This window comes from Niallia sp. M35 (genome assembly GCF_050971705.1).
Lineage (GTDB): Bacteria > Bacillota > Bacilli > Bacillales > Cytobacillaceae > Niallia > Niallia circulans_A.
In genome coordinates, this window is record NZ_JBPCEP010000002.1 from 343,994 (window position 1) to 357,624 (window position 13,631).

The following is a 13,631-nucleotide window of genomic DNA, read 5'->3' on the forward strand; positions in this document are numbered from 1 at the left end:
AATGTATCAATAAATGGAGTGAAGTCATTTGCTAGATGAACGATCATACCTCATTATCCAAAAAATTATGGAACGCCCATTTATAGAAAAGCAAAACTTACAAGAACAAACGAAATTAACGCAAAGACAAATTGATTATAGCCTAGAGAAAATAAATAGCTGGTTAGCATCCCATCATAAAAAACCAATCGAAATAAATAGCTACAACCAAATTTCTGTTGACTATGAAACGAGGGAATTATTAATAAATGAGGTATCAAATACTATTCCAGTTGATGAGTATGTGTTAAGTAGTGAGGAACGGATACAATATATGTTTCTTTATCTTTTCATAAACATAGAGTATCTGTCGATAAACCATTTCATTGATGCTTTAAAGGTTGGCAAAACAACAATAATGGGAGATTTAAAAGCTTTAGCTGCAAAATTACAGCATAGGGGAATTTCTTTGGGATACAATCGGAAACAGGGATATCATTTGGTAGGAACCGAGAGCGAGATACGCTATTTAGGATTAAAGTTAATAGTAAAAGAATTAAATACAAATAATAACACCAAATTATTTGGCTATTTTTTACGAGAAAATCATCTTGAAAGCTACGAGCAAATGAAGCAAATTGTATTATTTTATTCGAATAAACATAAGATTCATTTTATCGAGAACAGGTTAACAGAATTTATTTATTCCTTTTTATTTTTAAAGACAAGATTAAAAACGAAGGAATCTGTTAACTTCATCTATGAATGGAAATCGGTTAAATCTACAAAAGAATATCAGTTTGCAGAAGAGCTATTATCATTTTATCATTTGCAGAAGGAAGATAATATTTGCTACTTAACAGCCTGGGTACTAGGTCTAACATTAGGGGAGGCCGATGAATATCGCGAAGATTTTCCACTTATTATGGACTTGGTTGAACATATCCGCATGCGTTTTGAATCTTTTTCCGGCATTCGCTTTGAACATCCAAGAGAAGTATCTAAGCAAATTTTCCGGCATTTCCGATCTGCCTATTATAGATTGCTTTTTCATTTGCCAATCGTTAATCCACTGTATGAGAAGATTATAGAGGAATACAATCATCTATTTACTATCGTGAATGAAACGATGAAGCCGCTTAGCGTGCTATTTAAACATCCTATTCCCGCCGAAGAAGTAGCCTATTTGACGATTCATTTTGCATCCTTATCCAGGAATGAAAAAGAGGGAAAGGTAAATAAAAAAGTAGGTGTGATTGTTTGTCCAAATGGAGTGGGGAGTTCCTCTATTACGCATACCGTTTTAAAGTCTATTTTTCCCGAGTTCACTTTTTTAGCTCCTATCGAAACACAACAGCTGGATAAAATAGACGTTGATTATGATTTGTTATTTTCTACCGTACCAGATATTCGCTTGTTTTATACGAAAAAACCTGTTTTTATTGTAAGTCCTGTTATGGATATAGCAGAAAAATCTCGGTTAATAAGAGATGTTTATACAGAGCTGGGGAATTCCTTTTTTAAATTGCCCAGTGTAGAATTAATTACGCAAATTGTGGAGAAGTATGCTGTAGTGAAAGAAAAAGAGCAAATGAAGCGAGAATTATACGAGTACTTTGCAGTAAATGAAAAAGTAGAGCTAAAAAAAGAGCAGGGACCAAATTTAAGTGAAATTATCTCCCCAAATCTTATTCAATTACATGTATTGGCAAAGAATTGGCAAGATGCCATTTCTTTATCTGCCTTACCATTATTACAAGAAAGAAGAATAACAGAAAATTATATTCAAAAAATGATCGAAAATGCTAGGAAAGATGGTCCTTATATGGTCATCATGCCAAATGTCGCGCTTCCCCATGCAAGACCAGCAGATGGCGTAAATCAATTATCCATAAGTATAGCTGTATTGAATGAGCCAGTATACTTTGATAAACATACTAATAAACCGGTTCAATTTGTCTTCTGTTTGGCAGCGATTAATCAGGAATTTCATTTGAATGCACTTTCACAGTTAGTACAATTGCTGGAAAAAGAGGAATTTTATCATATCTTAAAAACAAGTAATACTTCTGAAGAGGTTTTTGATTATATATGCTACCAGGAAGAAAATAATATAAAGCTAGTGCCATAATAAGGGATGAGTGCTAGTAAAACAAGGAAGGCAAGGCACCGATGAAGAGAAGGTGCCCTGCCTTATTGAATTTCTGAATGGAACATAAGTACATAGTAGAACGGTATGCCGGATTCTGATTGGGTGATGTGCTCTTATGGCAACAACGATTTCGATGTTGTTTTCTTGGGCATATGAGATTTATCAAGACTTAACCAAAAGTTGATAGTGGAATAGTTAAATACAGTTGATATGAATAACTAATAATTGAGTGTTTTGGGAAATGTATTTGAAAAACTAAAAAATTATATTAATGGAGAATGTGTAGAAAGCAAAACGATTACATATAAAGATGTATATTACCCAGCTACTAAAGACATTATCAAACAAGCTCTACGAAGTCGCACTATCTGCGAACTCATGCACTCGTGGATTTGTTTGCCTATATCGATGTTATACTAACAATGTTTTATCGAGATAAATTCACCTACTATTTATCCATCTTTTTGAGAGTCTAAAGATTTTGAAAATTCAATTACTTCTCTTCAAAATAGTTATTTTGTAAGGAATAACCAATAAAATTAAATATAATTTTGTAATTTTAAAAGGTGACTATCATAAGAATAGAGAATAAATAAGAGTAAAATTTTCAGTAAAGATATTAGTTGGGGATGGTGGCAAGTTTATTTTCAAGTGAATTGAAAACGCTTTAAATAGGAGGGTTAAGGATGACGGAAAAAATAATCGCACTCTATCGTTTAATGGATAAGGTGGAAACTTATGAAGATTTTAGTTACCACTCTCATGATAGGTATGAAATATACTACTTTCATGGGGGAGAATGTAAATATTTAATTGGTGATCGTATTTATCGTTTACAGGAGGATGACTTAATTATTATGAATGGCCTAACATTACATCGAGCCTATCCTGAGCCTGGGGCTTATTATGAGCGCAGTGTGATTGAATTTTCTTCCGAATGGCTGCGGCCACTTTTAAACAATTTAAATGTCCCGGAATTGCTATCGCCCTTTAATCAATTGAGCAATACTTTATTTCATATAAAAGATAAAGAACAGTCTGCTGAAGTAAAAGCCTTAATAAAGAAATTGGCAGAGAAAGTGAAAAGATCCAAGGAAGAAAACGCAGTCGACGATCGCTTCCAAGTGGGAGAGTTAACATCGATGCTGATGCAGCTTTTATTTAAGGTTTATGAGTTAAGTAAGCAGCAGCTTGAACATAATATTCATGCTGAATCTGATAAAAATCTTCATGTCAAAAAAATGATTGAATGGATTGATACGCATTTCTGTGAACCAATCACGTTAGATGATATTGCCCATCATTTAAATATTAGCAAGTATTATATGTCGAGAATTTTTAAAGATGTAACAGGATATACAATTATGCAATATATCATGAGCTGTCGAATAAACCGCGCCAAATATTTACTGGAGATCCATCCAGACAAATCGATTCTTGAAGTATCTCTTGAATCAGGATTTGAAGATTCCTCTCATTTCAGTCGTTTTTTTCGAAAACAAATGAAACTAACTCCTACAGAATACCGTAATAGCAAAGCAATTCGTATGAAAAACACGAATTAAGCTAAATTCTCCCACAATGTCTCTACAGCAACGATTTTTAAATATGATTATTTAAAAGAGCAATAAAAAACAATTTCTTCATCAGATTACACAATTCTATCCACGTTAAAAATAGATAACTTTCATACAATGGAATCAGAAGGGAACATAAACACGTAACCTCGATAAAAGTAATAGTATTGTTTATAGAAATGAGCATGCGAGATATAGTTAGTATCTCGTGATTATTTCTACAAAATTGAAAGCGTTGTCATATTGTGGTAAAAGTAAAATCGATCCATTAAGGAAAGGAGATTTTATGGAAAACAATCATGTTACGGCTACGGAAACCAGTATGTACATGGAGGCTGCGAAGAAGAAAAAGAAAAGAAGAACGACACAATGGACATGGTATATTTTCTTAATTCCTAGTTTTTTAGGGATTTTGCTGTTTATGGTTTATCCAGTTATCGAATCATTTAGATTAAGTTTTTTTAAATCAAATGGGACAATAGAAAGCTTTACTGGTTTAGATAATTTCCGCACAGTCTTAACATCAGGACCATTTTGGAATGCTGTATGGAACACTTTTTTTATCGGAATATTTCAAGTCCTAATCACCATTCCCTTAGGCTTCATTTTTGCTACCTTAATTAACTCTGTTGGAAAGGGAAAGAATTTCTTTAAAGTCATCTACTTCTTGCCCAATGTTACTTCAATTGTTGCTGCGGCCATGATCTTTCAATTTGTTTTACATCCAGAAATGGGAATTGTTAATTTTGCGTTAGACTCTATAGGACTGCCGACTCCAGGGTGGTTTTCTGAACCTAGTACTTCTAAATGGGGCGTTATACTGCTAGCTGTTTGGCATTGGATTGGCTTTGTTATCATTATATGTCTTGCTAATCTTCAAGCAATTCCATCAGAAATGTATGAAGCCGCAAAAATTGATGGAGCAAGTGGGGTGCAGCAGTGGCTATTCATTACGATTCCTAATATGACGGGGACATTTGCATTCTTATTAATAACGGGCTGGATTGGAGCGCTGCAACGTTTTAATGAGGTGTATGTAATCGGTGGACCAAATGGAAGCCCTGCTCGTTCCATTCAAACAATGGGAGCCTTTATTTACGAGCGTGGGTTTACCGGTTTTGAATTCGGGATCGCCTCAGCTGCCACATATATTATGTTCATTATTATTTTAATTTTTACGTTTATCAACTTAAAAATATCGAAAATGAAAATCTAATTTAATGGGGAGGGAGACGATGAAAAATACAATCTCCATGAAAAAGCTGGAAAGAATGACAGCCATTATAAAGTATATTGTTCTGTTCGTGTTTGGCATTGTTTTGATGGCGCCATTTGTTTGGATGATCAGCGTAGGGTTTGATCGAACAGCTAATATTGTTATGCCTTTTCCACCGAGGCTAATACCAGAAGCTATTTCATCCTTCAATTATGGGATCGTTTTTGAGAATGGAAGACTTATCCAGGCATATGTTAATTCCGCTATTGTAACTGTAAGTTCTGTCTTTTTAAGTGTATCTGCTTCTTTATTAGCGGGGTATGCATTCTCGAAAGGGAAATTCAAAGGAAAAAGAGTCTTGTTTATCATTGTCCTTTGTACATTAATGATCCCAATGGAACCACGGTTAATCCCTTTATATACTTTTTTTAATCAACTTGGCTTATTAAATACTTTTTGGCCCTTAATTCTTCCGTCTGTTATTAGTGGAATGCTTATTTTTCTATGTAAACAGTTTTTCGATCAACTGCCAGATACATTAAGGGAAGCGGCACAAATTGACGGGGCGGGAGAATTTAAAATTTTCTTTCGTGTCTACTTGCCGCTGGCAGGTCCGATAGCAGCAACAATGGTCATTTTATCGTTCATTTGGAGCTGGAATGATTTTATGTGGCCATTAGTTGTTATTAATGATTTGAATTTGCAGACGATTCCGCTTTATTTAGCGAGTTTCTCGCTGGAAAATGGGTCTAGTCTCGGCGGGTTAACGATGGCTCTAGCAACAGTAAGTGTATTACCAATTGTCATTGTGTATTTATTTTTACAAAAATATATTATCCAGAGTATTGCCTTAAGTGGTGTCAAAGGGGAATAGAAGATTCAAAAAAATGGGGGTTGGAAAATGAAAAAGAGGTTATTTTCTAAGACGGCAGCATTTGCTTTGGCATGGATGATGGTAATAAGTGCTGTGCTTGCTGGGTGTAGTTCTAAATCAGGAGGTTCCTCAGGCTCCGATAAGGATGGAGAATGGGCGGGACAGCAAATAACTGTTATGATGATTGGTGATTTTGCGATGGAAGACAAGACAGATCCGATTACGGGTGATTCAGTCAAAGGGGTAAAAGTGCTGAAAGAAGAATTTGAAAAGCAACATCCTGGTGCTACTGTGAAATTTGTTCTGATGCCTTGGGAAGGATACACGGAGAAAACCCAAGCAATGATTACGTCGGGGGAAGCAGATGTGTATCAAATGCCAGGTGTTGCTGATTTTGCTCCACAAGGTGTGTTAGAACCATTGCAGCCATGGATTGATAAAGATCCAGAATTTGATTTAGATATTTTTATCGATAATCAAGTAGAAGGTTGGAAAGCTTTAGGTCCAGATAGTAAGGAGTTAGATATTTTCGGGCTTCCATTTTTAGGAGATGCACGTTTTATCAGCTATGATAAACAGTTATTTGATGAATGGGGAGTAGAATATTTGTCTGAGTATCCAACAATGGAGGAAGTCGCGGAAAAGGCGAAACAAATGACTGGGAAAAATCCGAAAACAGGGGAGCAAAACTATGGGATTTGGTTCCGGGGTGACTGGTCATCAGCCTTCACTTTAGTCGATCTGGCGGAAGGACAAAACGGACAGTGGGGAACTGGATTTGCCTGGGATGAGGTTGAATTTACTTTTAATTCAAAAGAAATGCTGAATGGCTTAAATTGGCTACTAGATATGCAAAATTATGCTCCTAAGGGCATTGTGAGTAACCAAGGCAATGAAAAATGGTTAACAAAAGAAAATAATATTGCGATTATGCTAAACCAGGGACCTGGCGATACGGTAAAATCAGTCTATGCCCAAGGACTTGGCGATCGAATTGCCATTTCGCAAGAGTTCAAGAATGATGATGGGCAAGGCGGATTATTTGCAGGAAGTCCAATCACCATTGCCAAAGACAGCAAGAACAAAGAATTAGCTTGGGAGTGGCTTAAATTTGCCACAAGTGATTTTGTTCAAAAATATGTCTATGAAGAACTTGGTTTAGTACCATCTGTGAAATCAGCAACAGAATGGGATAGTGTGAAAGATCAACCTTTGATGCTCCCTGTGTTTGAAGCAATGTCTACTCCAATGACACCAAGATATCCTTGGGGCTCTTCACAGCCACGCTATATTCTAACATCTGAAATTGAAGCCGCTTTAACAGGAAAAAGAAGTGCAGAAGATGCGCTGGAAAAAGCGCAAAAGGAAAGTAAGGAGTGGGTCAAGAACCGCTAGAAGATAGACGCTAATTAGCAGGAATGAGGCAGATGGGATACTAGAAACTAAAAAAAGAAAAAAAGTGTATCCAGTCTGCCTGTTTTTTATAAAAGGAGGAGCATGTCTAATGTTAAAAATAGCTGTGATTGGTCTCGGCGATATATCAAGTATTCACCTCTCTGCTATTCAAGCAAACCCAACAGCTGAGTTAGTAGCAGTAAGTGATATCGATGAAACACGAAGGGAGAGTGTGCAGGGGATAAATTTTTATACAGATTACCAAGAAATGCTGGAGAAGGAAACGTTAGATTGTGTACATATTTGTTTACCACATTATCTTCATTATCCAGTGACAAAAGCTTGTGTGGAAAAAGGTGTTCATGTCTTGCAAGAAAAGCCACTGGCTATACACACAGAAGAAGGTCTTGAACTACTAAAACTAGAAGAGGACAACAAACAAGTGAAAATCGCTATTTGTTTTCAAAATCGCTTGAATGAAACGGTTGAAAAACTGCGGCAGATTATCGCAGAAAATAAGTATGGAAAAATTGTAGGGATCAAAGGGATCGTCACTTGGGCAAGGTCAAAATCCTATTATGACAATAAGCCGTGGCGCGGGAAATTAGACTTAGCAGGTGGGGGAGTCATGATTAATCAAGCGATTCACACTTTAGATTTAATGCAGCTTTTGGGAGGGGAAATAGCGACAATAAGAGGAACTGTTGACCAGCTTCTTGATTATGACATTGAAACAGAAGATACGGCAGCAGCCAGAATAATTTTCAAAAATGGGATTAACGGGTTCTTTTTTGCTACAAACGCGAATGGAAATAACTCAAGTGTGGAGCTTCAAATCGTCTGCGAAAATCAAAAGTTGACCATTAAGGACAATATGTTAACGATTCTAGATAAAAATGGCAAAAAGATAGTGATAGAAGAAGATACTATGCTTTATGGCTCTAAGTTCTATTATGGAGCAAGTCATAAAAAACTGATCGATGGCTTTTATGCTTCTATTTTAGAGAATAGACAGGACTATATACATGTCAAAGATGCCCTGCCTTCCTTACAAATGATTGATGCGATCATCCAATCATCCAAGCTGAGGAGGGAAATCAGAATTGATGAAGTCCTTGTTTCCAATCGAAGTTTAGGAGATATGTAGTTTTTAGGAGATTATATTTACTTAAGAATGATACCTTCTTTATTTTTGTGCACGATTGAGCAAATCGTCTGCGTTAAGACATTGAAAAAGCAATAGGGGTAAAATAATTGCCAATAATGAACAAGATTAGCTGATGCGTTTCTCATTTTAGCGATTAAGATAGAGGTATCGACTTTTTATTTTACAAAAAAAGGAGCGAGTTCGATGCATAATCAGTTTGCTGCCCAATTGTTTACAGTAAGAGAAGAATTAAAGAGAGGAATTACCCCTGTATTTAAAGAGTTAAAAGAGATGGGGTGGGACGGGGTTCAGCTATCTGCATTACCTGCTGGCTATGATCCGCATGAAGTAGCAAAGGCCTTACAGGAAAATAATCTAGGCACAGCTGGAATACATATCCCGCTTGATCGGTTAGAAAACGATTTAGACCAAGTAGTGGAGGAAGTAAAGCTATATAACACAAAAGACATTGTTTGCCCATTTTTACCAGAGGATGTAAGAAATCAAGACGGGTATGAGCGGGTAAAGGCGCTTTTGCATGAAGTGGCGGAAAAGGCACCAGAATTTCGCATCAGCTATCATAATCATGCCTTTGAATTTGATACAGACATGGATGGGAAATCAGCGCTGGAATATTTATTGGAGCCTACTTCCGATAATAAGATCTTTGCAGAAATTGATGTTTTTTGGGTGAAAAAGGCTGGAAAAGATCCGCTGCAATTTCTTAAACCCTATGCAAATAGAATGCCAATCATTCATTTAAAAGATATGACAAATGATGAAAGACAAACTTTTGCAGAGGTTGGTACAGGGCTGATCGACTTTCCCCCTATTTTAAATTGGTGTAAAAAAGCTGGAGTCGAGTGGTATGCAGTCGAACAAGATATTTGTCCAGGAGATCCGCTGGATAGTCTCCGAATAAGTTTAGAAAATCTTAAACGTTTAACAAGACTTTTGCAGTAAAGCTTTAGAAATGAAAAAGCGAGGTTAGGAAGGAGACGGAGAAGATTGGCTAAAGTCAAAATAGGCATTATCGGTATTGGTAATATGGGAAGTTCGCACGCCATGTATTTAAATAATGGTGAAATTGCGGGAGCGGAATTAGTTGCTGTATGTGACAGCAATCCAGAAAGATTGAAATGGGCAAAGGAAACATTAGGAGAGCATATTCAGCAATTCAATCAGGTTGACCGCTTTTTTGAATATGCGGATATGGATGGAGTTATTATTGCAACGCCTCATTATGATCATCCGCCATTGGCAATTCAATCACTAGAACAAGGGTTTCATGTTTTAGTTGAAAAGCCTGTAGGTGTATATACAAAAAAAGTAAGGGAATTAAACGAGGCTGCAAGCAAAAGCGATAAGGTATTTGGGATTATGTTTAATCAGCGAACCAATCCCTTATATCAAAAGCTGAGAGAGCTTGTGCAAAGTGGCGAAGTGGGAGAAATTAAACGAACAAACTGGATTATCACCGATTGGTATCGTTCACAAAGTTATTATGATTCAGGTGGCTGGAGAGCGACATGGGCTGGAGAAGGAGGCGGAGTTCTTCTAAATCAAGATCCGCATCAGCTGGATTTATGGCAATGGACAAGTGGATTAATGCCTAAACGAGTCCGCGCATTTTGTGGATTTGGGAAGTTTCATGATATTGAAGTAGAAGATGATGTGACTGCATATGTGGAATATGAGAATGGAGCAACAGGCGTCTTTGTTACATCTACAGGTGATTCTCCTGGAACGAATCGCTATGAAATATCGGGTGATCGCGGAAAAATAGTGATAGAGGATGGAAAGTTAACCTTCTGGCGACTAAGACAATCGGAAAGAGAATTCAATAAAGAATATAAAGGGGGATTCGGCGAACCGGAATGCTGGAAAATTGATATTCCTATTAAAGGAGAAGCTACACAGCATAAGGGGATCACAGCAAATTGGGTAAATGCTATCCGCAATGGGACAGAGCTGCTTGGACCTGGTGTAGAAGGCATAAAGGGATTGGAAATCTCGAATGCCATGCATTTATCGGCATGGATCGATGATTGGGTTGAACTCCCTATTAACGAAGATCTTTTTTATGCTAAATTACAAGAAAGAATAAAGACATCTACTTTTAAAAAGAACAAGCATGTATCGATTACATTAGATGTGAAAGGTTCTCATTAAAGACAGGGGCAGATTAGTCTGTCCTTTTTTTTAAGAATAAGAAAAATGTGGGAGGTACAGAAGATGAAATTAGCTTTTACTACTCTTGGATGTCCTCATTGGAATTTAGAAACAATTATCCAACATGCAGTGGAAAATGGCTATTCAGGCGTTGATTTTCGTGGGCTGCTAGGAGAACTTGATCTATATAAGCTTCGTGAATTTTCAGCAAATGTAAAAGAAACGGTACGTCTCTTTAAGGAAGCTTCTTTAGAAATTCCGTGTTTTTCCAGTTCAGTCAAATTGGTAACTCAATCGCAAGAAGAATATGAGAAGTATGTAGAGGAATTAAGAGAGTACGCATTGCTCTGTAAGGAATTCAACACTCCATATATTCGTGTATTTGGTGGGGCAATCGGAAAGTGGAAGAGAGAAGAAGCAATGGAAATCGCTGAGAAAAATATCCATGATTATTTGGCGATTGTAGAGGATATCAATGTCAAACTTCTCCTAGAAACACATGATGATTGGACAGATAGCAGATATGTGAAAGAGCTGGTTCAGCGAGTTTCCTCTGACTATTTGCAAGTATTATGGGATATCCATCATCCCTTTCGAACAATTGGCGAAAAGCCTGATGTTACTTGGGAGAATCTTGGGGAATGGGTTGCCTACACCCATTGGAAGGATTCTTATCTAAAAAAGGAAGCAGAAAGAGGCTATCAGCTTTGTTTTTTAGGAGATGGGGATATACCATTACAAGACATATACACTTTATTAAAAAGGAACGGGTATGATGGCTACTATACATTAGAATGGGAAAAAAAGTGGTGTCCTGAATTGGAGGAGCCGGAAATAGCCTTTAAGCAGTTTAGTAAGTATATGAAAAATATTCTTGTGTAGGGGGGAAATCCTATGAGGTTCGGATGCTGCGCTGCTATTGATCAGGCAGAGGCATTGGATAAAGCGGGGTATGATTTTATCGAATGTACGGTTGTTTCCTTAATGCCAGAAGAAAAGGAAGAGGTATTTAAAACAATATTAGAAAAATATCAAGCTTCACCTTTACCTATTGAAGCTTTTAATATTCTTTTGCCAAGTGACTTAAAAATAGTGGGCGATAAGGTAGATAATCAGCGAGTGAAAGATTATTTAAAATCTGCATTAGAACGTGTTTGCCGAATAGGTGCGGACACAATTGTATTCGGTAGTGGTGGTGCAAGAAGTTTTCCGAAAGGACTGTCGAAAGAAAAGGGCAGAGAACAAATGGCAGCCTTTTTATCGACAGTATCGGATATGGCGGACCAATTAAGCTTAACGATTGTAATAGAACCGCTCAACAAAAAAGAATCGAATATTATTAATAGTATTTCAGAAGCTGCTGCATGGTCAAAGGAATTTAATCAAAAATCTTTAAAAATATTGGCTGATTTCTATCATATGGAAGAAGAAAAGGAACCACTTACGAATCTCTATGAATATAAAGATTTTATCCAACATATCCATGTTGCTGATACGAATAGGCTGGCTCCTGGTACAGGAATGTATCCCTATCCTGAGTTTGTGCGAAACATTCATAAAGCAAACTATGATGGCAGAATTTCCATTGAATGTAATTGGAGGAATTTTGCAGAAGAAATTGGACCAGCACTTGATTTCTTAAAAAAGCAGTTTTCTTGTCATTAAATGAGTCTTTAAATTTTTTAGTACCTTCTTATTTTTAGTTACAGATAAAAATGGTTTGTAACAATCCTTCCTAAAATTTCCTAAAATTAGATGTTATTTGCTAACTAACTCGATTGGTTAATACTTCCACCATGTTGTAAATCCCTTTTTTAGTAAGCTATCAACCTAGCAATCTTTCGTTTACCACTTTTTGGACGATGAATCGAAATATTACATCTGCTAGCCTAATAGAAGACATCAGAAACAACGACTACTAGGAGGTAAGAGATTTGAAAAAATTAATAGTAGCCGCTGGATTAGTGCTATCTATTTCAGCATTTATGTTAATCGATAAAGCAGATGCAGCAACGAATCGAACGATTCAATCTGGGGATACTTATTGGAAAGTGGCCAAGGGCTTTGGGATTCCAATCGGTGATTTAATGAAGGCAAATAATAGCAAAGCCTTAATTACAGGTCAAAATATTATTCTACCAAATGCCACTGTTTCACCAGCCGATAAAGATTTAATGGCGAGATTAGTTCGCGCTGAGGCTGTTGGTGAACCATATGCAGGAAAAGTTGCAGTAGCAGTGGTTGTTTTGAATAGAGTAAAAAGTAATCAATTTCCGAATACTATTCGTGATGTCATCTATGAAAAATCGAATGGATATTATGCTTTTACCCCTGTTCAAAATGGGGAAATTAATAAGGCAGCTGATACGGAGTCAAAAAAAGCCGTTAATGAAGCGATCGCATTAGATGGAAAAGGAAATGGTTCTCTGTATATCTTTAATCCAAAAACAGCTACAAGTGACTGGGTTTTCTCACGAGAAGCAACGGTTACTATTGGAAACCATCGTTTTGCTAGATAAATAGTAGATATTTCCTTTTAAAAAACAAAATAACTAAAAGAGCTATCTAAAATCCAAACTCTCGGTTTTTAGACTAGCTCTTTTTTAATTCTAAATTTCTTTATGGTTGATGTATATTAGCTCTTTTTAAGTATTAGTATTTCATTTATACTAAATTATTGTTTTATTGGTTAATGGTACCAGATTCTTTAACTCTACTACCATATCCTGTATTATCCGATTTGTTAATATTGATAGTATAGCTACCTTTACTAACTTTTCCAAATGATTTTGTATAACTGTACCCATCAGCTGGCATACTTACAGAATAGTTTGTTAGCAAACTTTTATATAAACTTACTCTATAATTTGATTTATTTGACTGCACATTACCAGCTGAATTATATGTATTAGCTTTGGCTGTTGTTTTTGTAGTTTTGTTAGATAATGAATATTTTTTAGTTCCTTCAAGACTATAACCGACATGAAAGGAATATGAACTACTGTACGCGCTTGCTACTGCTGGGAAAGATAAAACTAGTATTAAAGCTCCTGTTAAAACTAATTTACTTTTTTTCTTTTCCATTGTAAATTCCTCCAATTAATAATAGTTATTCTATA

General features: G+C 36.3%; 12 protein-coding genes and 1 pseudogene. 12 read left to right on the plus strand and 1 reads right to left on the minus strand.

Annotated features, from left to right (window positions below):
* Positions 1 to 28: 28 nt before the first annotated feature.
* The 12 genes and pseudogenes from NiCM35_RS03690 to NiCM35_RS03745 all read left to right on the plus strand — a co-directional run bounded on the left by NiCM35_RS03690 (position 29) and on the right by NiCM35_RS03745 (position 13,031).
* A complete protein-coding gene (locus NiCM35_RS03690; protein ID WP_433778652.1) occupies positions 29 to 2,110 on the plus strand; it encodes a BglG family transcription antiterminator in 2,082 nt (693 codons plus the stop codon).
* Positions 2,111 to 2,365: 255 nt separating this feature from the next.
* Positions 2,366 to 2,479 (plus strand): annotated as a pseudogene (locus NiCM35_RS03695) (hypothetical protein); the annotation flags it as partial.
* Positions 2,480 to 2,817: 338 nt separating this feature from the next.
* Positions 2,818 to 3,696 carry an AraC family transcriptional regulator gene (locus NiCM35_RS03700; protein ID WP_433778653.1) on the plus strand — a complete coding sequence of 293 codons (879 nt, stop codon included), beginning with the start codon at positions 2,818 to 2,820 and terminating at the stop codon, positions 3,694 to 3,696.
* A gap of 298 nt (positions 3,697 to 3,994) precedes the next feature.
* Positions 3,995 to 4,924, plus strand: a complete 930-nt coding sequence (locus NiCM35_RS03705) for a carbohydrate ABC transporter permease (protein ID WP_433778655.1) — start codon at positions 3,995 to 3,997, stop codon at positions 4,922 to 4,924.
* A 19-nt stretch (positions 4,925 to 4,943) separates the two neighbouring features.
* Complete coding sequence (locus NiCM35_RS03710) at positions 4,944 to 5,798, plus strand: carbohydrate ABC transporter permease (protein ID WP_095332285.1); 855 nt, start codon at positions 4,944 to 4,946, stop codon at positions 5,796 to 5,798.
* 27 nt (positions 5,799 to 5,825) lie between these two features.
* A complete protein-coding gene (locus NiCM35_RS03715) occupies positions 5,826 to 7,193 on the plus strand; it encodes an extracellular solute-binding protein (RefSeq protein ID WP_433778657.1) in 1,368 nt (455 codons plus the stop codon).
* 109 nt (positions 7,194 to 7,302) lie between these two features.
* Positions 7,303 to 8,340, plus strand: a complete 1,038-nt coding sequence (locus NiCM35_RS03720; protein WP_433778659.1) for a Gfo/Idh/MocA family protein — start codon at positions 7,303 to 7,305, stop codon at positions 8,338 to 8,340.
* 204 nt (positions 8,341 to 8,544) lie between these two features.
* Positions 8,545 to 9,303: a sugar phosphate isomerase/epimerase family protein gene (locus NiCM35_RS03725; RefSeq protein WP_433778661.1), complete on the plus strand. Its 759-nt coding sequence runs from the start codon at positions 8,545 to 8,547 to the stop codon at positions 9,301 to 9,303.
* Between the two features lie 45 nt (positions 9,304 to 9,348).
* A complete protein-coding gene (locus NiCM35_RS03730; RefSeq protein ID WP_433778663.1) occupies positions 9,349 to 10,512 on the plus strand; it encodes a Gfo/Idh/MocA family protein in 1,164 nt (387 codons plus the stop codon).
* A 63-nt stretch (positions 10,513 to 10,575) separates the two neighbouring features.
* Positions 10,576 to 11,394: a sugar phosphate isomerase/epimerase family protein gene (locus tag NiCM35_RS03735; protein ID WP_123257342.1), complete on the plus strand. Its 819-nt coding sequence runs from the start codon at positions 10,576 to 10,578 to the stop codon at positions 11,392 to 11,394.
* A gap of 12 nt (positions 11,395 to 11,406) precedes the next feature.
* Positions 11,407 to 12,177, plus strand: a complete 771-nt coding sequence (locus NiCM35_RS03740; RefSeq protein ID WP_433778665.1) for a sugar phosphate isomerase/epimerase family protein — start codon at positions 11,407 to 11,409, stop codon at positions 12,175 to 12,177.
* Positions 12,178 to 12,497: 320 nt separating this feature from the next.
* The gene (locus NiCM35_RS03745; RefSeq protein ID WP_433778696.1) at positions 12,498 to 13,031 is read left to right on the plus strand and encodes a cell wall hydrolase; all 534 of its coding nucleotides are present in this window, start codon (positions 12,498 to 12,500) and stop codon (positions 13,029 to 13,031) included.
* A gap of 163 nt (positions 13,032 to 13,194) precedes the next feature.
* Here NiCM35_RS03745 and NiCM35_RS03750 read toward each other — a convergent pair whose 3' ends face one another.
* Positions 13,195 to 13,596, minus strand: a complete 402-nt coding sequence (locus NiCM35_RS03750; protein ID WP_433778667.1) for a hypothetical protein — start codon at positions 13,594 to 13,596, stop codon at positions 13,195 to 13,197.
* Positions 13,597 to 13,631 lie beyond the last annotated feature (35 nt).

What these genes read in the sequence shown, in the direction of transcription:
- NiCM35_RS03750 (WP_433778667.1), bottom strand. Translation starts at nt 13,596, where the DNA reads ATGGAAAAGAAAAAAAGTAAATTAGTTTTAACAGGAGCTTTAATACTA.
- NiCM35_RS03735 (WP_123257342.1), top strand. Translation starts at nt 10,576, where the DNA reads ATGAAATTAGCTTTTACTACTCTTGGATGTCCTCATTGGAATTTAGAA.
- NiCM35_RS03725 (WP_433778661.1), top strand. Translation starts at nt 8,545, where the DNA reads ATGCATAATCAGTTTGCTGCCCAATTGTTTACAGTAAGAGAAGAATTA.
- NiCM35_RS03745 (WP_433778696.1), top strand. Translation starts at nt 12,498, where the DNA reads ATGTTAATCGATAAAGCAGATGCAGCAACGAATCGAACGATTCAATCT.
- NiCM35_RS03720 (WP_433778659.1), top strand. Translation starts at nt 7,303, where the DNA reads ATGTTAAAAATAGCTGTGATTGGTCTCGGCGATATATCAAGTATTCAC.
- NiCM35_RS03710 (WP_095332285.1), top strand. Translation starts at nt 4,944, where the DNA reads ATGAAAAATACAATCTCCATGAAAAAGCTGGAAAGAATGACAGCCATT.
- NiCM35_RS03740 (WP_433778665.1), top strand. Translation starts at nt 11,407, where the DNA reads ATGAGGTTCGGATGCTGCGCTGCTATTGATCAGGCAGAGGCATTGGAT.
- NiCM35_RS03705 (WP_433778655.1), top strand. Translation starts at nt 3,995, where the DNA reads ATGGAAAACAATCATGTTACGGCTACGGAAACCAGTATGTACATGGAG.
- NiCM35_RS03715 (WP_433778657.1), top strand. Translation starts at nt 5,826, where the DNA reads ATGAAAAAGAGGTTATTTTCTAAGACGGCAGCATTTGCTTTGGCATGG.
- NiCM35_RS03700 (WP_433778653.1), top strand. Translation starts at nt 2,818, where the DNA reads ATGACGGAAAAAATAATCGCACTCTATCGTTTAATGGATAAGGTGGAA.